The organism is Streptomyces sp. B21-083 (assembly GCF_036898825.1).
Lineage (GTDB): Bacteria > Actinomycetota > Actinomycetes > Streptomycetales > Streptomycetaceae > Streptomyces.
In genome coordinates this window covers 866,147-888,607 of the sequence record NZ_JARUND010000001.1, presented here as the reverse complement: position 1 = coordinate 888,607, position 22,461 = coordinate 866,147, and the positions used below count along the sequence as shown (strand labels likewise).

Below are 22,461 nucleotides of genomic sequence, written 5' to 3'. Positions count from 1 at the left end.
CTCATTTGGCCCGAAACGAAAAATCACCCTTCCCCGTTCCCAGCAGGTGATCTCGAGTGGACAATCAGACAGCGGTCGCGACGCGGACCGCGCAGGATTCCCCTATGGCAGGCAGTCTCAAGCCCAACTCACTCGGCGTTCTGGGCATCCTCTTCTTCGTCCTGTCGGCGCAGGCGCCGCTGACCGGCATCGCCGGCGCCGTGCCCATCGCCGTCGCCATCGGCAACGGAGCCGGCGCTCCCGCCGCGTACCTGGCGGCCGGTGTCGTCATCCTGCTGTTCTCCGTCGGCTTTGTCGCCATGGGCCGTCACGTCGTGGACGCCGGCGCCTTCTACACCTACATCGGCAAGGGGCTGGGCCGGCAGACCGGCTCCGGCAGCGCGGGCGTCGCCCTCTTCGCCTACTGCGCGGTCCAGGCCGCCATGTACGGGCTGTACGGCGCCACCGTCAGCGGCCTGGTCGAGCACTACAGCGGCGCCCGCGTGGGGTGGTGGGTGTGGGCCCTGGTCACGATGGTGATCGTCCAGGGCCTGGGCGCCTCGGGCATCGAGATGGGCGCCAAGATCCTCGCCGTGTTCGTGCTGGCGGAGTTCAGCATCCTGATCGTCTTCGCCCTCGTCACCTTCTTCAAAGGCGGCGGGCCCGAGGGGCTCGGCTTCGGTGACAGCTTCTCGCCGTCGGCCGTGTTCCAGGGCGCTCCGGGGGTGGCGCTGATGTTCGCCGTCGCGTCGATGTTCGGTTTCGAAGCCACCGCCATCTACGGTGAGGAGGCCCGCGAACCGCGCAAGACCGTCCCCCGGGCCACCTACCTGTCGGTCGCCGTGATCACCGGCTTCTTCGCCTTCACCTCATGGATGCTGATCTCCGCGCACGGCGCGTCCCAGGCCGCCGGCGAGGCGGGCAAGGCGCTGGAAAGCGGAGACGCCGCGGCCTTCGTCTTCGCGCCGATCGCCGCCCAGTTCGGCGGCTGGACGGGCGACGTGCTGCCGATCCTGCTGGCCACCTCCCTCTTCGCCGGCATCCTGGCCTTCCACAACTCCGCCAACCGCTACCTGTTCTCCCTCGGCCGCGAAGGGCTCCTGCCGCACAAGCTGACCGCCATCAACCGCCGCCACTCGCCCTGGGTGGCAGGCATCGTCCAGACCGCGATCTCGATCGTGCTCGTCATACCGTTCGCCGTACTGGGCAAGGACCCGGTGCTGACGCTCTTCTCCTGGTTCAGTGGCGTCGCGGTGCTGGGCATCATGCTCCTGTACTTCCTGACCTCCGCCTCCGTGGTGGTCTACTTCCGCCGGTCGCGCGCCGACACCCGCCCCTGGAACACGCTGATCGCCCCAGTTCTGGGCGCGCTCGGCATCGCCGGCGCCATCTGGCTCATCATCGAGAACTTCACCACGCTCATCGGCGGCGACAAGGTCACCGCGGTCTGGCTCCAGCTCAGCGTCCCCGCGGTGCTGGTCATCGGGGTGGTCGCCGGCCGGCTGACCCGCAGCAGGGCTACGGCGCAGAGCTGACGCGGCCACCCGGTGCGGCCCGGTTCCGGCCGGGCCGCACCGTAGTTCCATCCGACGGCGGACGGCGGACGGCGGTTTGCGGAGGAATCACATGGCCGGGCGAAGAACGCAGCGCACGCCGTCCGGCCGGACGCGTTCGCCACTGGATCGAGGAAGCCGTCGCCCAGGCGGCGGGCGTTGTCGCGTGCCGTCGGCTCCATGGTGCGGCCGGGCGTAAGCGCGGATCGCTGCCGTGGCGATTCTCCGGATGGAACCGCACCCCGAAGGAGCGTCCCGCGCGGAAGGCCCGCGCGCCCACGGCGTCGCGGGCTACCTCCGTGGCGTCCGCAAGCAGGACGCACCGGTTGTACCAGCCGATCTCGGGGCGCGCGGAAGCTCGGCCGCCGCCGAGGACGGTGGCCAGCGCCTGGGCGTCGAAGCGGACGCCGAGAATCGGGACGCCGAGGTGACACCGCTTATGCGGCAGGGCGAGCTCGCCGCCGGTCCAGCCTCGACCGCGGCCTCGTCGTACCGGTCACGGCCCGCCGAGCGACATGACCTCCCGGTCGTCGGCGTCGGGAAACCGCCCCCGCAGCTGCCGCGCGCACGCCAAGCGTTCCTTTCCGGGCCCCGCGGCAGGCCGGACCGATTCTCGTGAGCCCTTGTGGCGGCCGACCGCCCACCATATCGTTTGATATCAAATATTCTTGTTGGAGGCTCTCTCATGACGGACGTCACGCACGAGGAGTGGGCGCGCCGCGCCAAGTCCCTGGACCTGTCCGGCGCCCATCACATCGACGGGGCCGACAACCCCGGCGGGGGACCGAGTTACTCGGTCGTCTCGCCCCGTGACGGTCAGGTGCTGGCGCAGGTCGCCGACGGGGGCGTCGCGGAGGTGAACGCGGCAGTGGCCGCCGCGCGACGCGCCTTCGACTCCGGCCCCTGGCCGCACCTGCCGCCCGTCGAGCGCGGCCGGGTACTGCTGCGCATCGCCGACCTCCTCGAGGAACGCCGTGCGGAACTGGCACTGACGGTGAGCCTGGAGATGGGCAAGCCGATCGCGGACGCGTACGGCATCGAACTGCGCGCCGCCATCAACACCTTCCGCTGGTACGGGCAGTTGGCCGACAAGCTCACCGACGAGTCGCCGCACACCGCCCCCGACGCCCTTGCCCTGGTCACCCGGGAACCGGCCGGTGTGGTCGGCGCGGTCGTGCCATGGAACTTCCCCCTCACGCTGGCCTCCTGGAAGGTTGCCCCGGCGCTGGCAGCCGGCTGCACGGTCGTACTGAAGCCGTCCGAGAACTCGCCGCTGTCCGCGCTGCTGCTCGGCCGGATCGCCACCGAGGCCGGGCTGCCTCCAGGCGTGCTGAACGTGGTCAACGGCAACGGGCCGGTGGCAGGGCGCGCCCTCGGCACGCACTCCGACGTCGACGTGCTGGCCTTCACCGGCTCCACCGCCGTCGGCCGCCACTTCCTGCACTACGCCGCCGACTCCAACCTCAAGCGCGTCTGGCTCGAACTCGGTGGCAAGTCCCCGAACATCATCCTTCCCGACGCCCCCGACCTGGAGAAGGCCGCCGCCACCGCCGCCTGGGGCATCTTCTTCAACCAGGGCGAGATGTGCACCGCCCCGTCCCGGCTGCTGGTGCACTCCTCCGTCGCCGAACGCGTCACCGAGGCGATCGTGGCCCGGGCCCGGGAACTGCGCGTCGGTGACCCCCTCGACCCCGCGACCGAGATGGGCGCCCTGGTCGGCGAGAGCCACCTGGAGCGCGTCCTCGGACACATCGCCACCGGCCTCGACGAAGGCGCCCGGCTGCGTGTCGGCGGCGGCCGCACGCTGGCCGAGAGCGGCGGCAGCTTCCTGCGGCCCACCGTCTTCGACCGCGTGGAACCGGGCATGCGGTTGTCCCGTGAGGAGATCTTCGGGCCCGTCCTGTCCGTGCTCACCTTCGACGACCTCGACGAGGCGGTGCGCCTGGCCAACGCCACCGAGTACGGCCTCGCCGCCGGCCTGTGGACCTCGAACCTGTCCACCGCCCACCAGGTCTCACGGGCGCTGAAGGCAGGCACGGTCTGGGTCAACTGCTACGAGGAGGGCGACCTGACCGTCCCCTTCGGCGGCATGAAGCAGTCCGGCAACGGCCGGGACAAGTCCGCCCACGCCCTGGAGAAGTACACCGAGCTCAAGACCACCTGGATCCAGCTGTGACCCGTACCGCGACAAGACCGCTCATCGCGATCCCCGCCCGGTTCTCCGCCACCACCTCCGCCCTGCGCTACGCCGCCGAGGTCAACGCCCGCGCCCTGATCGAGGCGGTCTGGCGGGCCGGCGGCGAACCGGCGACCATCCACCCGGCCGACCCGGCCCACCATGGCGTGGCCGCACGCCTGGCCCGCTTCGACGGGGTCCTGCTCCCCGGCGGCGGTGACCTCGCCCCATATCGCTACGGCGCGGCCGACACCCACGACAGTGTCTACGACGTCGACGCCGTCCAGGACGCCTTCGACCTCGAAGTCGCCCGCCACGCACTGGAGTCGGGCCTGCCGCTGCTCGCGATCTGCCGCGGTCTGCAGGTCGTGAACGTCGCCCTCGGCGGCACCCTGGAGCAGGACATGGGCGGACCGGAACGCGAACACCGCCACGTCGTGCACTCGGTGGCGATCCGTCGTGGCACCCTGCTCGAACAGGCAGCCGGCGCCGAGAAGGTGGACGCCTCCTGCTACCACCACCAGCGGGTGGACAGCGCCGGTGCCGGACTGGCAGTCACCGCGAGGGCCGACGACGACACTGTGGAAGGACTCGAACTTCCCGGCTCGCAGGCATGGTTCACCGCCGTCCAGTGGCACCCCGAGGACACGGCCCACCAGGACCCCGCCCAGCAGGGACTCTTCGACGCCCTCGTCCGCGCCGCACAGGACAGACACTGACCCTGTCATGGCCCTCTTCGGACGCGGACGGCAAGCGCCCCGCGTCGCTCCGGAACTCGACAGCGCGGACATCCGTCAGGCCGGCGGCGTCATGGAGCGGCGTCTTCGCCGGCGCGCAGCCGGTTCCCTCGGGCCCGGGGTGGTCACTCGTCACGAAGGACCGGAACTCGCCGCACGACCCACCGCACGACGGTTCGCTGTTCGACAGTTCGACAGTTCGACAGTTCGACAGTTCGACGGATTGCCGAGCCGGGTACCGCACGCTGTGGGGAGCCTCTGCCCTGTGATCGAGGCCGGCCGGTTCTGGCTGCCTGGGTCCGCTCGCAGGCGCCCTGCGGGTCGGCGCCGCCTGACCGCGAGATGCCACGTTTCCGTAGCCGGAACCCGTCGTGGGAAGGTTCGCCGCTGTGCTGGGTGTGCTGCGGCGCAGTGCTCCGGGGCCGGGCCGTCGAAGCGCCCCGGCCCCGGAGCCCACCGCTGTCGTCACCCGCGCTCGGCGGCCTCGACGACGTTGGTCAGCAGCATGGCCCGGGTCATCGGGCCGACGCCGCCGGTGGCCGGGGACATCGTGCCGGCCACCTCTCCGACGTCGGGGTGGACGTCGCCGAGGATGCCCTCCACGGTCCTGGTGATGCCCACGGAAAGGACGGTGGCGCCCGGCTTGATCCAGTCCGGCCTGACAAGATGGGCCACCCCTGCCGCGGCCACGACCACGTCGGCGACGCGGGTGTGGGCCGCGACGTCCCGGGTGGCCTCGTGGCACAGCGTGACGGTGGCATGCTCGGTGGTGCGGGTCAGCATCAGGCCCAGGGGACGGCCCACCGTGATGCCGCAGCCGATGACACAGAACTGCCGGCCGGTGATGGGGACCTGGTTGCGGCGCAGCAGGTCGATGATGCCGCGCGGGGTGCAGGGCAGCGAGGCCGGGATGCCGAGCACCAGACGTCCCAGATTCGTCGGGTGGAGTCCGTCGGCGTCCTTGGCGGGGTCGATGAGCTCCAGCACGGCGTGGGTGTCGATGTGGGCCGGCAGCGGCAGCTGGACGATGAATCCCGTGCAGGCCGGGTCCGCGTTCAACCGCAGTACGGCCGCCTCGACGTCGGACTGGGAGGCGGTGGCGGCAAGCTCCACCCGGATCGACGCGATGCCGACCTGGGCGCAGTCGCGGTGCTTGCCGCGCACGTAGGAGTGACTGCCCGGGTCCTCGCCGACGAGGATGGTGCCGAGCCCGGGGCTGACGCCCCGGCTTGCCAACGCCTCCACCCGGGCGGCGAGTTCACTCTTGATCTCGGCTGCCGCGGCCTTGCCGTCGAGCAGCGTCGCGGTGGTCATGGTCGTACCAGCCTCTCCGGTGTCACGAGAACACGACGGTGCGCGAGCCGGTGTGGACGACGCGGTCCTCCGCGTGCAGCCGCACGGCCCGCGCGAGCACGATCCGCTCGACGTCCCGGCCGATGGCGACCAGCTCCGGCGCTGTGTGCCGGTGCCCGACGCGGACGACGTCCTGCTCGATGATCGGCCCCTCGTCCAGGTCGACGGTGACGAAGTGGGCGGTGGCGCCGATGAGTTTGACGCCCCGGTCGTGGGCCTGGTGGTAGGGCTTGGCGCCCTTGAAGCCCGGCAGGAAGGAGTGGTGGATGTTGATGACCCGGCCCGACAGTTTGCGGCACAGGTCGTCGGAGAGGACCTGCATGTACCGGGCGAGGACGACGAAGTCGACCTGGTGCTCGGCGACCAGCCGCAGCAGTTCCGCCTCCGCCTCCGGCTTGGTGTCACGCGTGACCGGGAGGTGGAGGAACGGGATGTTGTGGCGTTCCGCGACGGGTGCCAGGTCGGGGTGGTTGGAGACGATCAGCGGGATGTCGACGGGCAGCTCGCCCAGGTCCCAGCGGTAGAGCAGGTCGACCAGGCAGTGGTCGAACCTGGAGACCATCAGCAGTACCCGGCGGCGCTGCTCCTCGGCCCGCAGGGTCAGCACGGGGTCGAAGCGCGCCAGGCGCAGGGTGAGTGCGTCCCGCAGGCCCTCGGTGTCGGTTTCGGGGGTCTCCAGACACACGCGGATGGTGAAGATTCCGGTGCCCGGATCGGAGAACTGGCCGCTCTCCAGGATGTTGCCCTTGGCCTCGGCGACGCCCCCGGCCAGTGCGTGGACGATGCCCGGCTGGTCGGGGCAGCGGAGGGTGAGGATGTAGCGCTGCATGGCGGGATCTCCGGTCCGCTCAGGCCCGTACGCGGGTGCGGTCGGGGTCGTACACGGGCGTGGGCCGGACCGTCGCGTCGGCCTTGGAACCGTCGGCGGCGACGGCGGTGAGGGCGGTGCCGGCCTTCACGGCGTCGCGGTGCACCCGGGCCAGGCCCAGGGTGGCGCCGTCGAGCGCGGGGGAGGGCACGGCCATCGTCACGTAGCCGATGTCCCGGCCGTCCAGCTCCAGCCGGGCGCCTTCGGCCACCTCGGGAGCGGCGTCCACGACGACGCTGACGACGCGGCCCGTCACGCTGTCCTTCCTGGCCAGCAGAGCGTCCCGCCCCTGGAAGGGGCCTTTGTCGAAGTCCAGGGCCCAGCCCATGCGGCACTCGAAGGGAGTGACGGTGTGGTCGTACTCCAGCTCGCCCATGATCATTCCGGCCTCGGTGCGGCACATCATCAACGCGGCCGCGCCGAAGGCCCTGACGCCCAGGTCCTGGCCCGCCTCGAAGACGGCGTCCCACAGCTCCAGCGCCCGCTCCCGGGGAACCTGGATCTCGTAGCCGAGCTCGGCGGTGAAGCCGAGACGGTTGACCTGCGCGGGTATGCCCGCGACGAAGGCTTCCCGCAGGAACGTGTAATAGGGGAGGGCGGCGCCCGAGACGTCGACCTTGGTGAGGCGCTGGAGCACCTCGCGGCTGCGCGGCCCCTGAAGGGTCAGCACGGCGAACTCGTCGCGGCGCTCGGTGACGGTGGTGCCCGCGGGAGCGTGCGCGGCCAGCGCCTCCTGGGTGGCGGGGTTGCCGCCGGTGACGGCGACGTGGCCGGGCGCGAGGACGGCCACCGTCACGTCGTCGAGCATCATGCCGTCGGCGTCGACGACCACACCGTAGGCGACGCGTCCGGCGCCGAGGCCGCGCACGCTGCGCGAGAAGACGGCGTCCACGGTCGCGACCGCGCCGGCCCCCTCGACGTGCCACTTGTAGAGCATCGAGTACTCGGACGCGCCCACAGCGGTGCGGATGGCCTCGTACTCCTCGGCCGGGTCGCTGATGGTCAGCGGCACGGCATGGCCGTAGACGTCGATCCACTCCTCGACGCGGTCGGCGTACCGCGTGGAGAAGGGGGTGCTGCGCAGTCCTTCGGGCAGGGCCATGGGGCGAGCTCCAGAGAGGGGAGGGAATGCGGTACAGCGAGAATCTATCCACATGGATAACTTGTCAATAGGATAGTTGTGGTGGCGGTGCACGCATACGGACATCAGGAGGACGAGCGGTGACGAGCGCGGCAGAGGCGGACGACGAGACCGGCCAGGACGCCCGGCCCGGATACGGCGAAGGGCGTGACGCCCTGCTGGCAGCGGCCGTCAAGGTCGTCGCCCGCGGCGGCCTGCGGAAACTGACCTACCGGTCTGTCGCCGCCGAAGCAGGAGTGACCCATGGGCTGGTCGCCCACCATTTCGGTTCCCGGGATGCCTTGCTGGAACAAGCCCTGCAATGGGTCGTCCGGCACAGCATCAAGACATCGTCGCTGGTCCCCGTGAGCGGCAGGCTGGAGGACTTCGCCGCGACCCTGCCCGGCCTCGTCAGTGCCGATCCCGACCTGCAGGCATTCCAGTACGAGCTGAAGCTCGAAGCGATCCGCAGCCCAGAACTGCGGCACCATGCCGACGCGCTCTACCAGACCTACCGCGACGCCGTCCGGGAGGCGCTGGCCTGCTTCGCCCTGTCCGAGGAGCTGGTCGACATAGTCTTCGCAGCCTTGGAAGGACTGGTGTTCCACCAGGTCACTTCCGGTGATTCGCGGCGTACCGAGGAGGGTGTCCGGGCGCTGCGCCGCCTGCTGGAGGCACAGCGAGAGCAGGCCTCGTCGTCGGTGCCAACGGCAGATTGAACGAGCGGGAAGACCCTCGTACCACGGACATCAGTACCGGCGACGACAGGTCTCATCGGCACTCATGACACGGGACGCCGCCCCAGGACGAACTCCCTACGAAGCCCTGACAGCCGGGGGCGCGAGCGCGGTCGGCACGGCGGCATGCGGTTCGTCCGCCGTGACGATCAGCAGCTACTGGTGCGCCGCCGACCCCGGCTGGGCCTACGGGCTGTATCCGCGATCGTCGCTCCGATGGCCGCCGGCGTCCCCAGCCTGCTGCTGTCCGGCGGGTTCTCCGCCGATACGACCTGGCGCACCCTCGTCGACGACCAGGTCACCGACTTCACCGCCGCCCCGACCGTGTACCGGGGGCTGCGCGCATCGCCGGTGCCGGTGCCGGTGCCGGTGCCGGTGCCACAGGGGCTGCGGCTGGAGCGGGCGTCCAGCGCGGGTGAGCCGTTGACCCCGGAGGTCAACGAGTGGGCCGGCGCCGCGCTCGGCCTGGCCGTGCACGACCACTTCGGCCAGACCGAAGTCGGAACGCCCCTGGCCGACCACCACCATCCCGAGCTCAATTGTCCGCTCAAGACGGGGTGTCATCGGCGCACCCGACGACGTCCGCGGCGAGGTCATCGAGGCGTACGTCGTCCTGCGCGACGGCGCCGACGGCTCGCCGGAACTGGCCGCCGAGCTCCAGCAGTTGGTCAAGACCCGCTACGCCGCCCATTCCGCCCATGCCTACCCCCGCGCACCATCCACTTCATCGACGCCCTGCCCAAGACCCCGAGCGGCAAGACCCAGCGCTACCTGCTGCGCAAACGCCGACGCACCGAACTCACCACCACCCCGGAGTCACCTTGACCGGCACAGAACCCCTGCTCGCCGAGCAACGCGACCCCGTCCGGTGGCTGTTGCTCAACCGACCGAGCGCCGCAACGCCCTCGATGTACGACGACATGGTCGGTTACGAACCGACCGCACAGATCAACCGCAAAAATTCGGCCGCTGCGGCGCGACGAGTCCACGAACTGATCGAGGAGGGCGTGCAGACCGGCGTCTTCCTCGCGCTCAACGGGCATTTCGCCGCCCATGTCGTGGCAGTCACCATCGACGCGGTCCAGTCAGGGGCCCTTCTGGAGAGGACCGGCCTGACCGCCGGCGACGCCTTCTCCGAAACTCGGGGACCTCCTGCTGGACGGGCTCAGTTCAGGACAGGGCGCAGCCGAGTCTCCTGCCGCAGCTGTCCGCTCGCCGAAAGGGCAGATTTCGGCACCCGACTAAAGCGCGGAGACCGGGGCGGGCTTCGCGGAGAGCACGGCAGATGCGACGCCCGCGTCGACGTCCTCTGGACACATGCGGCGGGCGCTCCCCAGGGAAACGGGGTCAGGCCACCGCCTCGCGCGAGCGGTAGGTCCATCCCCGCCGCACAGACCCCCGCCCGGAAGTGGCCGCTGCATGAGGCCGGGCGGTTCGGGCGTGCGTGCACACCCGCCTTCCGGCGACGAAGCCACCAAAGCGCGGCGTCAAACAATGCCCAGCGGTGCAGTCGGCGGGCAGGGCTTGATCAAGTTCCGTAGGTGTCCGGATCGTTGGTGATGCCCAGGATGGGGAGTGCTCGTTGGGGCTCGTCGCGGATCGCCCGGGTGGTCTTGGCGATGTTGTCGGCTCCGAGGGTTTTCAGCGCGCCGATGGCGAGGTTGCGGAGGGTTGCCATGGCCCGGGGTGCGGTCCCGGCGTGGACGGTGGAGGCGTCCTCGGCGAAGGTGACATCCCTGATGTGGTGGGAGGAGTTTTCCGCGCCCCAGTGTCCGCGAATCGCGGCGGCCAGGTCGGAGGGCCCGGCCCGGTGGGCATCGAGGCTGGTGACGGCGTAGACACTCTCACGGGTCTCATCACCTACGCCGCCCACAACTGTGCGGCCGTCACCACCACCCGGGGCGCCCTGCTCGCCCTCGGCGCGGCGGGCGGGCGTACGGACGCGGGGCGCCCGGCGTCCCTCTCCACCCGCTGAGCCACCGCGGTCGGCGGCCGCGTGACGTCAGGACGCAGGCTGCCGGGGGGCCGGCTGATCAGGGCAATGGCTGCAGCCATCAGTGACGGCGCACATGTCGGTCTATGGCTTGGCCTGGCGTCCGTCAGCCACGGGCCGACCCTCCGTGGCCGGTCAGAGACCGGGCAGCTCGAACCCGAGGGCGGCGAGGGCCTCCTCGGCGGCCTGCTGGTCCTGGTCGTAGGTGCCACCGGATATCCCCAGCCCTCCGACGTACTGGCCGTTCTCGATGATCGGGTAGCCGCCGCCGACGGCCATCACACGAGGATGGCCGCCCAGCGGCGCGATCTGCGGGTTGGCGAGCAAGTCGTTCCACGTGTGGGTGGGGATTCGGAAGGAGGCCGCGGTCCAGGCCTTGTCGAGGGCCACCTCGGCGGTGAGAAAGGGCGCGTCGTCGGCGCGGTCGAATGCCTTCAGATGTCCGCCCTGGTCGGTGACGGCGATGGACGCCGTGAAGCCGATCCGGGCAGCCGCGGCGTGTACCGCCGCGATGAGTGCGCCGGCGGCGGCCTGGGTGATGGACGAAGCGGGGGCCGACTTCTGGAGTGTCTCGGTGCTCATGATGGTTCCTTTGTCGCTGTCGCTGTCGCTGTCGCTGTGCGGTGGTGTGCTGTGGCGGATGAAGAGGCCGTGAGCCGGGTTATCGCAGGGGTGAGGCCGGGGTGGGGACCAGACGGGTGACGACGGACTTCTCGGGGATCAGCAGGCCGTAGACGACCGGACCGATCTCGTTCTTCCAGCGGTCGTGCTCGTACACGGCCGCGTACAGGGCCTCGTCCTCGAACCGGCGAATCCACACGTAGCCGTCCTCGTCCTCGGCGTCGACGAAGGAGGCGGTTACGTCCATGCCCAGCGAGGCCTGGAGGGATGGTCAGTCGGTCACGGTGAGGACGACCTTGCCGCGAGTGCGGCCGGCCTGGACGTGGGCCTGGGCCGTGCCGACCTGCTCCAGCGGGAAGGTCTCCTCCACCTCGACGGCGACCTCACCGGCGTCGATCAGGCCTGCGATCGTGGTCAGCGCAGGACCGTCCGGCTCGACCAGGTACGCAGTGAGGCGCACGCCGGCCGCCTCGGCGGCCTGGGCCAGGTCCGGGGAGACACCGGACGGTACGGCGACCAGCAGGCCGCCCGGGCGCAGGACCTTCAGCGAGCGGGTGCTCGTGTTGTCGTGGGCGTCGCCCACCAGGTCGATGACGACGTCGACGTCCTTGACGACGTCCTCGAAGCGCGTGGTGGTGTAGTCGATGGTCTCGTCGGCGCCGAGTTCCTTGAGCCAGGGGTGGCGGGCGGCGCTGGCGGTGGCGATCACGTGGGCGCCCAGGTGCCGGGCGAACTGGACCGCGAAGTGGCCCACTCCGCCGGCGGCGGCCGTGATCAGGACGCGCTGGCCGGCCTGGACGTGGGCGGTGTCGACCACGGTCTGCCAGGCGGTCAGCGCCGCCAGCGGCACGGCGGCCGCGTGCGCGTGGTCGAGGGTGGCCGGCTTGCGGGCCCACTGGCGGGCCGGTGCGCTCACGTACTCGGCGTAGCCGCCGGCGGCGCGCGGGAACCACGGCATGCCGTACACCTCGTCGCCGACCTTCAGGGTGGTGACGCCGAAGCCGACCTTCTCGACGACGCCGGAGACGTCCCAGCCGAGGATCAGCGGGAGCGTCTGCAGCCCCGCCATTCCCTGACCCTCGCGGGTCTTCCAGTCCACCGGGTTGATCCCGGCGGCGTGCACCCGCACCAGCACCTCGGTCGGCAGCGGCTCGGGGCGCGCGACCTCCTCGACGGTCAGCACCTCCGCTCCGCCGAACTCGCTGATGGTGACTGCCCGCATGGTGTTCTCGCTCATGATGTCCTCGCTCTTGTCTGTCTTGCTCTTCCTTCGGCGGGGACCGCGTCCCCGCTGAAGGAAGAGTGGCGTGTGCTTACCAAGGCGGGTGAGTGGCCGGAGGGCCACCTGTCGTACCATTCCAGCCATGTCGCATCGTGTCGCTGTTCTCGCCCTCGACGGAGTCCTTCCGCTGGATCTGGGCATCCCGGCCCGGGTGTTCAACGAGGCCCGTAAGCCGGACGGGACTCCTCTGTACTCCGTCGTCACCTTCTCCCTCGGCGGCCGGCCGGTGCGCACGCACGAGGACTACCGGATCGTCGTCGACCACGACGAGTCGGTGCTGGAGAGCGCGGACACCGTCGTCCTCGCCACGCAGGAGCCCGGCGAGGACCTGCTCGCGACCGGCGCGCTTCCCGGGGAACTCGCCGCGGCGCTGGACCGGATCGGGCCGCGGACCCGCATCGTCAGCCTGTGCACCTCGGCCTTCCTGCTCGCGGCGGCCGGTCTGCTGGACGGCGGCCGGGCCACCACACACTGGACGCTGTGCGACGAACTGGCGCGGCTGTTCCCCGACATCGAGGTCGATCCGGACGTGCTGTTCGTCGACAACGGACGCATCCTGACGTCCGCCGGCGGAGCCGCCGGCATCGACCTGTGCCTGCACCTGGTCCGTCTGGACCACGGAGCGGCGGTGGCCTCGGCCGCCGCGCGGCGCTGCGTGGTGGCGCCATGGCGCGAGGGCGGCCAGGCGCAGTTCATCGAGCACCCGGTACCGCAGGACACCGACCGCTCCACCTCGGCGACCCGCCAGTGGGCGCTGGACCGGCTGGCAGAGCCGATCACACTGGAGGACATGGCCCGGCACGCGCACATGAGCGTGCGCACCTTCACTCGGCGCTTCCGCAGCGAGGTGGGCAGCAGCCCGCTGAAGTGGCTGGCACAACGACGGCTGGCGCACGCGCGCCTGCTGCTGGAATCCACCGGCCTGACCGTCGCACGGATCGCCACTGCCTCCGGCTTCGGCGACCCCGTCGCCCTGCGCAAGCACTTCCACACGCACCTCGGCCTGTCACCACTGGCCTACCGTCACGCCCACAACGCACCGGAGCCTATGACGGCGTCTGGGCCGGGATGTGAGCGGTCTGCGTGATCAGCGCGTTGCGGACCTGCGGGGCCTTCCATCCTCGCCGAGCGGAACTCGCCACGTGACGACACCGTCCTCGATGCTGGGCGTCATGGGCGTGAGTGGCGAGATCACCATCTCGATGTAGGGGCCTGACGTGAAGACCGCGGCTCCCATCCGGTCGCTGTTCTTCTCGTTCTGGAAGAGTACCCATTCGGCCATGCGACCCTTGCCGTCGTAGTGGCCGGTGCGGAACCTGGAGTCGTAGCCCGACTTCTTGAGGGCGTAGTCGAGGTTTCCGTAGACGAAGAACTTGATTCCTTCTTCGATCGCTATCTCGTAGCTGCGGATGGCCCAGTAGGTCTCGGTCTTTTCGCCGGTGTTGAACCCGTCGATATTGATGAATGCCCCGTCGCAGCCGCGAAATCCTTCGCGCAGTACGTCCTCGTTGGCGAAGGACCCTTCGAGGATGGAGACGTTGCCGAGCGCGAGGAGTTCCTGGGCCCGGGCGGAGGTGGCATCCCGGGTGAGGACCCGCACGGAGTATTTCTTGTCGGCGACGAGAGCGCGAACGACGGGGATTCCTTGGGCCCCTGTGCCGCCTATGACGAAGATGGTGGAGGTGGCATGAGTGGACATAGTTCTTGACTCCGGGGTCGAGCGCGAACGCGATCAGTGCGCGCTGAGCGCTGCGTGGTTGGAGGCTTATCCCAGCATTGACTTGACGACTATGGAAACCGATCGGTTTCCAATTCGGTACACCGATCGGTTTCAAGGCTGCAAGTGCCCGAGTGCCGGATCTTGACCGTGGACCGGCGCGGAGTCGCGGTCTCCGCATGGCCCTGGTCATTGGGCGACTACCGCGCAACTCTCCACGCGGAGAGGCTCGTTGAACGAGGACGTGTCGCGGCGCTACAGGAGGCCCGTCATCCGTGTCGCGTCAGACGGGGTGCGCCGGCAGTCGCGTTCGGCGGCGGCCCGATACGCGCAGCACTGGGTGACCGCTATGCGCGGAGTCGTCGTCCACGAACACAAACGACTCGGCCACGGCATGCATCGAACTCGTCATGCTCGCCGAGGAGTTGAAGGCGAGAGACGTCGGCCCGCAGTTCCTCACCGGAGAAACTCAAGGGCTCGCACGACCCCGCCGGGATCGTGTTCACCGTGCTCGCCGCGCCGGCCGTTTTCTCAAGCTCGTCGATCGAGCGGGGCGGTGACCTGGGCGGCCAGGCCAAGGACACTGTCCTCGACCTGGCCGCGTAACACCTTCGAGGCCCGGTCAGGACGGTCCGATCGTCACTGAAGAGCGACGCGGTGTACTGGGTTCGGGGCCTGCCTCACAGCCACCGCCTGGCTGCTTCGACGCTGTCGCCACCGTTCGTGTTGAACGCGATCGCGGCCTTCGGCGCATGACGCCGAACCAGATTCACGACCTGCTCAAAGAGCGGCAACAGCGGCTCCGGTTTGCGGATCCCACCCCCGATGACGACGACGTTCCATTCATGCTCGGACAGTGCTGCGACTATCGTCGACTCCGCCGACTCGTCCAGCCCGATCAGCGTCATGGACGCCTCGATGGCGTGTTCGCCAAATCGGGTCAGTTCATGATCGAGGGCTGCTCGGATGCTGTCTCCGTCCATGCCGGGCACTGCACGCGGGTCGATTCCAATGACGAGAACGCTAGGCATGTCCAAGAGGACGATCAGTCGGCCACCCAGGTTCCGGATGCACGAAATCCGACGCACCAGAAGGCCGAAACCCTCTGGGGGAACACGTGAAGTCGGCTGAATCACGTGATCGTCGCGAGGCTGCGTGTGCGGATGCCTGCTGGTCACCGAGCGCATGAGCGAGTTGCCGCCGCAGACGCCGGTTCTCTTCTGGGAGGTGCCGATTCCGCTCCAGGGCCGCCGGCCGACGGTGGTCCCGGCGCCGGCGCCACCGAGTAGGTGATGCCTGCGGCGAAAAGCAGACTCGACACCACCAGCAGGACCGACACGACAACTGCCCAGTCGACCAGCGGGCGGGCGAGCCCTACCGCGAGGTGGCCCCCCAGGTCATGACCGGCAGTACCTGATCCGCGCGGTCACGTTCCTCGCGGCCGGCCGAGCAGACCCCTGCGGCGGCAGCATCCGAGGGTCCGCTCCGCCAGAGATCGGCATGCAGGGCAGGCGGGGAGACGCTCCCGGACGACCGGCACCGTCGGCGCGGATCACCGCAGGTCAGCGCAGCCTTCCGCGTGGTTTCAGCGGCGTCGCCGGGAGCTCCGGTGCGCGCAGTGGGGCTCCGTCGTAGCCCTTCACTTCGCCGAAACGGGCCCCCTCCGCCCAGTCGTCGCGGGCCTGCACGATCTCCTCCTGTGTCCGTCCGACGAAGTTCCACCACATGATCAACTCCTCCTCGAACGGCTCACCGCCCAGAAGCATCACGCTCGCGTCGGAGGCGGCGCGCAGCGGGAGTTCGGTGCGGCCGCAGCCGAGGTAGAGCATCGAGCCCGGCAGCACCGGAACCCCGTCGACGTGCACCTCCCCGGACATCGCCAGCACCCCGTACTCGAAGTCGGGCACCAGTGGAAGGCGTACGTCGGCGTCTGCGGTGAGCGTCAGGTCGGCGCCGACGATCGGGGTGTACGTCGTGCCGGGCGAGGTCGCGCCGTCGAGGTCGCCCAGGATCACGGTCGCCGTCACGCCGGGTGCCGTGACCGTGGGCAGACCGGCGTGGTGTTCGAAGTGGGGGTCGGTGTGGCGGTGGCCGTCCGGCAGGGCGACCCACAGCTGCGCCCCGTGCAGGAACCGCGCGTGGGACCTGGGACTCTCCTCGGAGTGACTGATGGCCCGGCCGGAGGTCATGAGACCCAGTTCACGCGGGCGGATCGTCTGGAGGCTGCCGGTCGAGTCGCGGTGCAGCACCTCGCCCTCGTGCAGCCAGCTCACCGTCTGCAGGCCCATGTGGGGGTGCGGCGGCACCTGCATACCGGGCTCGTCGGCGATGTCGTCCGGCCCGTAGTGGTCGACGAAGGCCCACGCGCCGATCATGCGCCGCCCGAGGTTCGGCAGCAGCCGGCGTACCTCGGTGCCCTCCCCGAGCTTGACGTGCCGTGGGCTCAGCAGTTCGCGCACGGGTTCGGCGACGACGAATCCACGGCCGCCACAGACGCTGGGTACGGGCGCGCGGTCAAGGTTGCTCATGGCGCACAACCTAGTGCGCCCGCAAGTCCGTGCGCACGGGAGTGGACCCTTGGCGCGCTCCCCGCAAACCTCCCCACCGCGAGTGGCGTTCGCTTGGTGAAAGGTAGTTCACCTCGGCTATCGTGGGTCGGACCGCCATGGGCAGGTGTTCTCCGAGGAGCCATGCATGAGTACAGGAGAGTTTCCCGAGGTCAGGACGGCCGCAGGCGCCGTCCGAGGGCGCCGGGAGGGCGGCCTCGCGGTGTTTCGCGGTATTCCGTTCGCGGAGCCCCCCGTGGGGGAGCTGCGGTTCGCGGCGCCACTACCGGCGGCCCGCTGGGACGGGGTGCGGGAGGCCTTCGCCTTCGGACCGCCTCCTCCGCAGGAGGTGACGGGGCCCGACGCCTCGCCCGCCGGGGACGACTGGCTGACCGTCAACGTGTGGACACCGGACGCGGATCCGGCGGCGCGCCGGCCGGTGATGGTGTGGATCTACGGCGGCGCCTACAAGCTGGGCTCCGCCGACGACCCGAGCTACGACGGCGGCCGTCTCTCCCGCGACGGTGACGTCGTCGTGGTCACCCTCAACTACCGGGTCGGCATCGAGGGGTTCGCCCGCATCGAGGGCGCCCCGGCCAACCGCGGGCTCCTCGACCAGGTCGCCGCCCTGGAATGGGTGCGCGAGAACGTCGCCGCGTTCGGCGGCGACCCCGACCAGGTCACCGTCTTCGGGGAGTCGGCGGGCGCCGGCTCCATCGGCGCACTGCTGGTCATGCCGAGGGCGCGAGGACTGTTCCGGCGGGCGATCGCGCAGAGTGTGCCCGGCACGTACTTCTCGGACGCGCTGGCCGGGGACATCGCCGGCGCGCTGGCCGGTGAGCTCGGGCTGCGTCCCACGGTCGCCGACCTGGCCGGCGTGGACCCGCGCAAGCTGCCCGGGGCGGGGGCCGCGCTGAGCGCCCGGATGCGTGAGTACGTGCCGAGGTGGGGTGCGGTCGCCCTCACCCCGACCCCGTTCTCGCCCGTCGTCGACGGCGATGTCCTGCCCACCGCGCCGTGGGAGGCCCTGGCGGGCGGCGCCGCGCGGGACGTGGACCTGATCGTCGGGCACACCCGGGACGAGTACCGCCTCTTCCTCATGTTCGCCGGGCTGTTCGGCCGGGTGGACGAGGCGATGGCGGCGACGGTCCTGCGTATGTTCGGCCCCGGGGCCGACGCCGGACAGGCCTATCGCGCCGCGTTCCCGGACGCCTCGGCGGAGTACCTCTTCGAACTCGTCCAGTCGGACTGGCTGTTCCGCATGCCGTCGCTGCACCTCGCCCAGGCGCAGGTGGCCGGAGGTGGCCGGGCCCACATGTACGAGCTGACCTGGTCCGCCCCGCTGAACGGCGGTGCCCTGGGCGCCTGTCACGGTCTGGACGTGCCGCTGACCTTCGGCAACTTCGGCAACTTCGGCGACAGCGCCGGCGGACTCGGCGGCATGCTCCTCGGACCCACGCCGCCGCCCGAGACCGAGGCGCTCTCCGCCCGCCTCCGCTCCGCCTGGACCTCCTTCGCGGCGACGGGCGACCCGGGCTGGCCCGCGTACGACACCGAACGGCGACTCGTCCAGCTCCTCGACACCGAACCGTCCGTCGCCGCCTACCCGGAGGAGGCCTCCCGCCGCCTGTGGGAGAGGCACATGTTCGGCGTGCTGCCCCTGACGGCGGAGTGACGCGGCGGTCTACCTCGCGGCCAGCAGCCGCAGCACCCGGTCCGAGACCGGGGTGGGCAGGGCCCGCAGCGTGCGGACCAACGCCGTTGTCCGCCAAGGAAAACAGGCCTGCGCCGGTTCCCGCTCCAGAGCGCGTACGACATACCGGGCCGCGCGCTCCTGGCTGACCTGGAACGGCTTGGGCAGACCGTCCGCGCCGACCCGGTCCGTTCCCACGAAGCCCGGGTGGATCGACGTGATCCGGATGCCCCTGGGGGCCAGTTCGACGCGTGCCGTGTCGAGGAGGGTGCGTACGGCCGCCTTCGCCGCCGAGTACGGGCCCTGGCGGGGGATGCCCATCAGCCCCGCGAGGGAGTTGGTGTGGGCGATCAGGCCGCCGTCCGGCTGGTCGCCCAGCTGCCGGATCAGCGGGACCAGGTAGTTGACGACGACGTCGTAGTTCAACGCCATGATCCGGGACACGTCCGCCACGTTCACCCGGTCCATGGCCATGTCCGGCCCCTGACCGGCGTTGAGCAGCGCGATGTCGACGCCGCCGAACTCCGCGACGGCGGCCGCCACCACCCCGGCCGCCGCCTCCGGGTCCAGGGCGTCGGCGGCGAGGTCGAGGCAGGCGCTGCCCGCGGCCCGTACCTCCTGGGCCACGGCGGCCAGTTCGGGGGCGCGCCGGGCCGTCAGGACGAGGCGGTTGCCCGCCGGGGCCAGTCGGCGGGCCACCGCCGCCCCGATTCCGGAGGAGGCCCCGACGATCAGGACCGTCCGGCCGGTGATGGTGGTGGTGGCGGTCACAGGAAGTGGCGGCCCTCACCGCGGTAGGTGGGCACGGTGTCGACCACCGCGCCGCCGCTGACCAGGTGCAGGTCGCCGATGCGTTCGCACAGCTCACCGGCCTTGGCGTGCCGCAGCCACACCCGGTCCCCGATGTTCAGCACGCTCGCGGCCCTGCCCACCAGCGGGGTCTGCACCTCCCCGAAGGACTCGGTGGCGGTCACACGCAGCCCGGGGGGCCAGGCCAGCGTGGGCAGCCGGTCCTTGCCGAGCGGCCCGGACGCCACCCAACCACCACCGAGTAGGGTCGCCACCGACGACGAGGGACGGCGTACGACGGGCAGCACGAAGTACGCCGCCGGGACGGGCCGGAAGGCGCGGTAGAAGTCGAACAGGCCCGGACCGTACAGGCCGGAGCCCGCCGCGAGTTCGGTGACCGAGTCCTCGCGGGTCGTGGTCTCCAGGCTGCCCGTACCGCCGCCGTTGACGAACCGCAGCGGTGTCACCGCCCGCACCGCCGCCACCGCGGCTTCCCGGCGGTGGCTCAACTCCTCGACGGAGGACCGCTGCATCGCCCGTACGACGGCCCGCTTGATCGCGTTGCCGGGCACGTTGTCACCGAGGCCGGCGACCTGGCCCTCGTAGCCCATGATGCCGGTCAGCTCGAAGCCGGGGCGGGAGGCGATCTCGCGCGCGAACGCCGCCGCCTCCTCGGGGGTGTACACCGGGGACCTGCGCGGCCCCAGGTGGATACGGCCGCCCGCGAGGCGCAGGGCCGCGTCCAGTTCCAGGCACACCTGGATACGGGTCGTCCGCGGGCCGCTCGCGGCGTCGATCAGGTCGAGGTGCTCGACGCAGTCCACCATCAGGGTGATCCGGGACGCGAGCCGCTCGTCGGCGGCCAGCCGGCGAAGCGCCGTGCGGTCGGCGGTCGGGTAGCCGACGAGGACGTCGTCGAACTCCTCGGCCAGCCACAGGGCTTCGGGCAGGGTGAAGCCGAGGATGCCGTCGAATCCGGGGCGGTCCAGGGCTCGCCTGATGAGGGCGCGGGAGCGCAGCGACTTGCTGGCCAGCCGGATCGGCTTGCCGCCCGCACGGCGTTCCAGGTCACGGGCGTTGGCGTCGAAGGCGTCCAGGTCGATGACGCCGAAGGGCGGTTCGAGGCCGGCGGTCGCCGCCCTCAGTCCCTCGAAATGGCTCTGGGACATCGGATCCGAACCGGTTCTGGGAGTGGTGGTGTCGATGGTCATCGGTGGGTGTCTCCTTGCTCGGGTACCGCGGTCGGCGCCGGGACGAGGCCCGTGCTGCGGCGCTTGGCCATGGCTGCCACCTTGGGGATCACGAAGCGCATCAGCCGGGGGAACACACCGGCGACCCGCTGTACGCGTCCGCCGATGGCGGGGTGGACGATTTCTACCGGCTTCCGCACGATGGCGTCGACGATCACCGAGGCGACCTTCTCGGGGGAGAGCGGTTTCTCGGCGAAGGTGATCACCGCGCTGGGATCGGCCATCTCCTGCTCCAGCATGGGGGTGCGGGTGCCGGGCGGATGGACGATGCTGAAGGTGACGGGTCCGTCGCGTTCCTCGATGGCCACACTGTGGTGGAAGGCGCGCAGCCCGTGCTTGGTCGCGCCGTAGGTGGTGTAGCCGGGCAGCGGCAAAAACGATGTCATGCTGCACACGGTGACGATGTGCCCGTGGCCCTGGGCGCGCATCCGGGCCAGGGCGGCCAGCGTGCCGGTGATCGGGCCGAGCAGGTTCACCTCCACCATGTGCCGGTGCTTGGCCGGCGGCAACTGGCGGGCGTAGCCGGTGTGGATGATCCCGGCGTTGTTGACGAGCACGTCGACCGGGCCGAGTTGCTCCGCGACCGCGTCGAAAGTCGCCTCCCACGCCGCCTCGTCGCGGATGTCCAGCTCGAACGCGCGGGCGACGTCGCCCAGTTGACCGGCGATCCGGGTCGCTCCGGCCAGGTCGATGTCGGCGAGGGCCACCCGGTGGCCCCGGCGCACCGCCTCGCGCGCGGTCGCCGCACCGATACCGCTCGCGGCACCGGTGATCAGGACGACGCTCACCGCGGACCCCCGCCCTGAGCGTCGACGCGCGGGGGACGCGCACCGTCCGTTCGATGTCCGTGCATGTGAACTCCCGGGAAAATAGGCCGAGTTGATGATGGTCGCGGTTATGACGGCAGGACGTACGACTCCAGTCGCGACCCGTTCAGCCGGGCCGCGCGCACCGGGTCGTCGGTCGGTGTGGTGGCCGCGTACAGGGTGTTGCCGTCGGGTCCGCCGACCACACAGCTCAGGGTCTGCCGACTGGTGGCGACCCGCTCCAGGATCACGCCGCCGGGTCCCACCCGGACGCACTCGCCGCGCAGCGCGTTGGCGACCCACGCCGTACCGTCCCGCCCCGGAGCTATGCCGTCCGGGGCGATGGGACTGGCGGAGCGGGCGGCGATCGCCGGCCGGTCGAGAAGGGCGGAGACGCGCCGGGTGACGCGGCCCAGCAGCCCCGGATGGTTGAGGGACGTCCACAGGGCGGAGGGGATCAGCGGAGCCCAGGGCCGGGGTGGGCCGAGGCGCCCGTCGGGAAGCACGGGCAGGGCGGTGAGACGCATGGCCAGGGTCTCGGCGACCAGCAGGACGGGCCCCTCGCCGGGACGCTGATCGTCGTCGAGGAGGAACAGGCCGTTCGGGAACGTCAACGGCTCGCTCAGGCCGAGGAGTTCGCCCTCGGGGGAGAAGCAGGCGAGGGAGGTCCTGGGCGGTCCCGGTGGGGCGTAGAGCATCGAGTTGGGCTGCCGGCGGACGAACCCGTGGTAGTCGAAGCCGAAGTTGCCCACGTAGGCGCGGCCCAGCCGGTCGACGAACATGTCGTTGGCGGGACCCCCGGCGACGCCCTTGAGGTCGGCGTGCACGACCAGGGAACCGTCCGGCTCCCGCCGGTACACACGGTGCCCGTCCATGGAGACGACCAGCATCCGCCCGTCGGGCAGCCAGCCCAGGCCGCCCGCCCGGCCGGGGACCTCCGCCACCGTCTCCGGCTCGCCCCGGGTGTCCCAGCGGTGCACCGTCCCGTGGGCGAGATCGCAGAACCACAGAGCGTCGTCGTGCCAGCGCAGCGACTCCAGGACGCCGAATCCGTCCAGAACGACTGTGGCCCTCGGTCGCACCCCTAGCCTCCTGAGGCTGCTCGTACCCGTCCGTTTCCCGCTACGGTGGCCCAGACCAGAGAAGTAAGTCAAGCGTCCTGGACGAGTGACTTACTTCTTCTGGGTGGGTTGGCTATCCTGACGGGCGAACCCACAGGTGAGACCGGTGCGGAGAGGAGA

21 protein-coding genes and 2 pseudogenes are annotated in these 22,461 nt (G+C 70.6%); 9 read left to right on the top strand and 14 right to left on the bottom strand.

All coding sequences use genetic code 11. From position 1 onward, the window contains the following. The first annotated feature begins 104 nt into the window (after positions 1 to 104). From QA861_RS03985 to QA861_RS03975, 3 genes are all read left to right on the top strand, one after another. On the top strand, positions 105 to 1,514 hold the full coding sequence (locus QA861_RS03985) for an APC family permease (protein WP_443041438.1): 1,410 nt from the start codon (positions 105 to 107) through the stop codon (positions 1,512 to 1,514). Positions 1,515 to 2,217: 703 nt separating this feature from the next. After that, complete coding sequence (locus QA861_RS03980) at positions 2,218 to 3,708, top strand: aldehyde dehydrogenase (protein WP_334586789.1); 1,491 nt, start codon at positions 2,218 to 2,220, stop codon at positions 3,706 to 3,708. Next, a complete protein-coding gene (locus QA861_RS03975) occupies positions 3,705 to 4,427 on the top strand; it encodes a gamma-glutamyl-gamma-aminobutyrate hydrolase family protein (RefSeq protein WP_334586788.1) in 723 nt (240 codons plus the stop codon). The genes QA861_RS03980 and QA861_RS03975 overlap by 4 nt, the downstream gene beginning before the upstream one ends. A gap of 483 nt (positions 4,428 to 4,910) precedes the next feature. Here QA861_RS03975 and QA861_RS03970 read toward each other — a convergent pair whose 3' ends face one another. From QA861_RS03970 to QA861_RS03960, 3 genes are read right to left on the bottom strand one after another with little or no spacing between them, the layout of a single operon-like run. Then, complete coding sequence (locus tag QA861_RS03970; protein WP_334586787.1) at positions 4,911 to 5,759, bottom strand: bifunctional methylenetetrahydrofolate dehydrogenase/methenyltetrahydrofolate cyclohydrolase; 849 nt, start codon at positions 5,757 to 5,759, stop codon at positions 4,911 to 4,913. Positions 5,760 to 5,781: 22 nt separating this feature from the next. Beyond that, positions 5,782 to 6,627: a formyltetrahydrofolate deformylase gene (gene purU / locus QA861_RS03965; protein WP_334586786.1), complete on the bottom strand. Its 846-nt coding sequence runs from the start codon at positions 6,625 to 6,627 to the stop codon at positions 5,782 to 5,784. Positions 6,628 to 6,646: 19 nt separating this feature from the next. Further along, positions 6,647 to 7,768 (bottom strand): aminomethyl transferase family protein, encoded by a 1,122-nt coding sequence (locus tag QA861_RS03960; protein ID WP_334586785.1) that lies wholly within the window; start codon positions 7,766 to 7,768, stop codon positions 6,647 to 6,649. Between the two features lie 119 nt (positions 7,769 to 7,887). Between QA861_RS03960 and QA861_RS03955 the strand changes: the two genes are divergently transcribed. The 3 genes and pseudogenes from QA861_RS03955 (at position 7,888) to QA861_RS03945 (ending at position 9,898) form a co-directional block, all read left to right on the top strand. Then, the gene (locus QA861_RS03955; RefSeq protein WP_334586784.1) at positions 7,888 to 8,505 is read left to right on the top strand and encodes a TetR/AcrR family transcriptional regulator; all 618 of its coding nucleotides are present in this window, start codon (positions 7,888 to 7,890) and stop codon (positions 8,503 to 8,505) included. 144 nt (positions 8,506 to 8,649) lie between these two features. Further along, positions 8,650 to 8,979 (top strand): annotated as a pseudogene (locus tag QA861_RS03950) (hypothetical protein); the annotation flags it as partial. Positions 8,980 to 9,049: 70 nt separating this feature from the next. Beyond that, a complete protein-coding gene (locus QA861_RS03945; RefSeq protein ID WP_334590446.1) occupies positions 9,050 to 9,898 on the top strand; it encodes an AMP-binding enzyme in 849 nt (282 codons plus the stop codon). A gap of 153 nt (positions 9,899 to 10,051) precedes the next feature. On the opposite strand, the gene QA861_RS03940 is transcribed toward QA861_RS03945, so the two are convergent. Beyond that, on the bottom strand, positions 10,052 to 10,201 hold the full coding sequence (locus QA861_RS03940; RefSeq protein WP_334586783.1) for a hypothetical protein: 150 nt from the start codon (positions 10,199 to 10,201) through the stop codon (positions 10,052 to 10,054). A gap of 90 nt (positions 10,202 to 10,291) precedes the next feature. On the opposite strand from QA861_RS03940, the gene QA861_RS03935 reads away from it, so the two are divergent. Further along, complete coding sequence (locus QA861_RS03935) at positions 10,292 to 10,498, top strand: hypothetical protein (RefSeq protein WP_334586782.1); 207 nt, start codon at positions 10,292 to 10,294, stop codon at positions 10,496 to 10,498. A gap of 153 nt (positions 10,499 to 10,651) precedes the next feature. Here QA861_RS03935 and QA861_RS03930 read toward each other — a convergent pair whose 3' ends face one another. From QA861_RS03930 to QA861_RS03920, 3 genes are all read right to left on the bottom strand, one after another. After that, positions 10,652 to 11,098 (bottom strand): GlcG/HbpS family heme-binding protein, encoded by a 447-nt coding sequence (locus QA861_RS03930; RefSeq protein WP_334586781.1) that lies wholly within the window; start codon positions 11,096 to 11,098, stop codon positions 10,652 to 10,654. Between the two features lie 79 nt (positions 11,099 to 11,177). Continuing rightward, positions 11,178 to 11,384, bottom strand: a complete 207-nt coding sequence (locus tag QA861_RS03925; protein WP_334586780.1) for a hypothetical protein — start codon at positions 11,382 to 11,384, stop codon at positions 11,178 to 11,180. 24 nt (positions 11,385 to 11,408) lie between these two features. Continuing rightward, entirely contained in the window at positions 11,409 to 12,374 is a 966-nt protein-coding gene (locus QA861_RS03920; protein WP_334586779.1) for an NADP-dependent oxidoreductase, read from the bottom strand. Between the two features lie 127 nt (positions 12,375 to 12,501). Here QA861_RS03920 and QA861_RS03915 point away from each other — a divergent pair, with 127 nt between their 5' ends. Next, positions 12,502 to 13,506: a GlxA family transcriptional regulator gene (locus QA861_RS03915; RefSeq protein WP_334586778.1), complete on the top strand. Its 1,005-nt coding sequence runs from the start codon at positions 12,502 to 12,504 to the stop codon at positions 13,504 to 13,506. Between the two features lie 87 nt (positions 13,507 to 13,593). Here the strand turns inward: QA861_RS03915 and QA861_RS03910 are convergent. From QA861_RS03910 to QA861_RS03900, 3 genes and pseudogenes are all read right to left on the bottom strand, one after another. Next, a pseudogene (locus tag QA861_RS03910) lies at positions 13,594 to 14,118 on the bottom strand (NmrA family NAD(P)-binding protein); the annotation flags it as partial. Between the two features lie 698 nt (positions 14,119 to 14,816). Continuing rightward, a complete protein-coding gene (locus tag QA861_RS03905; protein WP_334586776.1) occupies positions 14,817 to 15,167 on the bottom strand; it encodes a hypothetical protein in 351 nt (116 codons plus the stop codon). Between the two features lie 531 nt (positions 15,168 to 15,698). Further along, complete coding sequence (locus tag QA861_RS03900) at positions 15,699 to 16,664, bottom strand: pirin family protein (protein WP_334586775.1); 966 nt, start codon at positions 16,662 to 16,664, stop codon at positions 15,699 to 15,701. A gap of 166 nt (positions 16,665 to 16,830) precedes the next feature. Between QA861_RS03900 and QA861_RS03895 the strand changes: the two genes are divergently transcribed. Further along, positions 16,831 to 18,357 carry a carboxylesterase/lipase family protein gene (locus QA861_RS03895; RefSeq protein WP_334586774.1) on the top strand — a complete coding sequence of 509 codons (1,527 nt, stop codon included), beginning with the start codon at positions 16,831 to 16,833 and terminating at the stop codon, positions 18,355 to 18,357. A gap of 9 nt (positions 18,358 to 18,366) precedes the next feature. Here the strand turns inward: QA861_RS03895 and QA861_RS03890 are convergent, their stop codons facing one another. The 4 genes from QA861_RS03890 to QA861_RS03875 form a co-directional block, all read right to left on the bottom strand. Beyond that, entirely contained in the window at positions 18,367 to 19,146 is a 780-nt protein-coding gene (locus tag QA861_RS03890) for an SDR family NAD(P)-dependent oxidoreductase (RefSeq protein ID WP_334586773.1), read from the bottom strand. Then, complete coding sequence (locus QA861_RS03885) at positions 19,143 to 20,375, bottom strand: amino acid deaminase/aldolase (protein ID WP_443041437.1); 1,233 nt, start codon at positions 20,373 to 20,375, stop codon at positions 19,143 to 19,145. Before QA861_RS03885 ends, QA861_RS03890 begins: the two co-directional genes overlap by 4 nt. Continuing rightward, entirely contained in the window at positions 20,372 to 21,202 is an 831-nt protein-coding gene (locus tag QA861_RS03880) for an SDR family NAD(P)-dependent oxidoreductase (RefSeq protein WP_334586772.1), read from the bottom strand. The genes QA861_RS03885 and QA861_RS03880 overlap by 4 nt, the downstream gene beginning before the upstream one ends. 107 nt (positions 21,203 to 21,309) lie before the next feature. After that, complete coding sequence (locus tag QA861_RS03875; protein WP_334586771.1) at positions 21,310 to 22,302, bottom strand: SMP-30/gluconolactonase/LRE family protein; 993 nt, start codon at positions 22,300 to 22,302, stop codon at positions 21,310 to 21,312. Positions 22,303 to 22,461 lie beyond the last annotated feature (159 nt).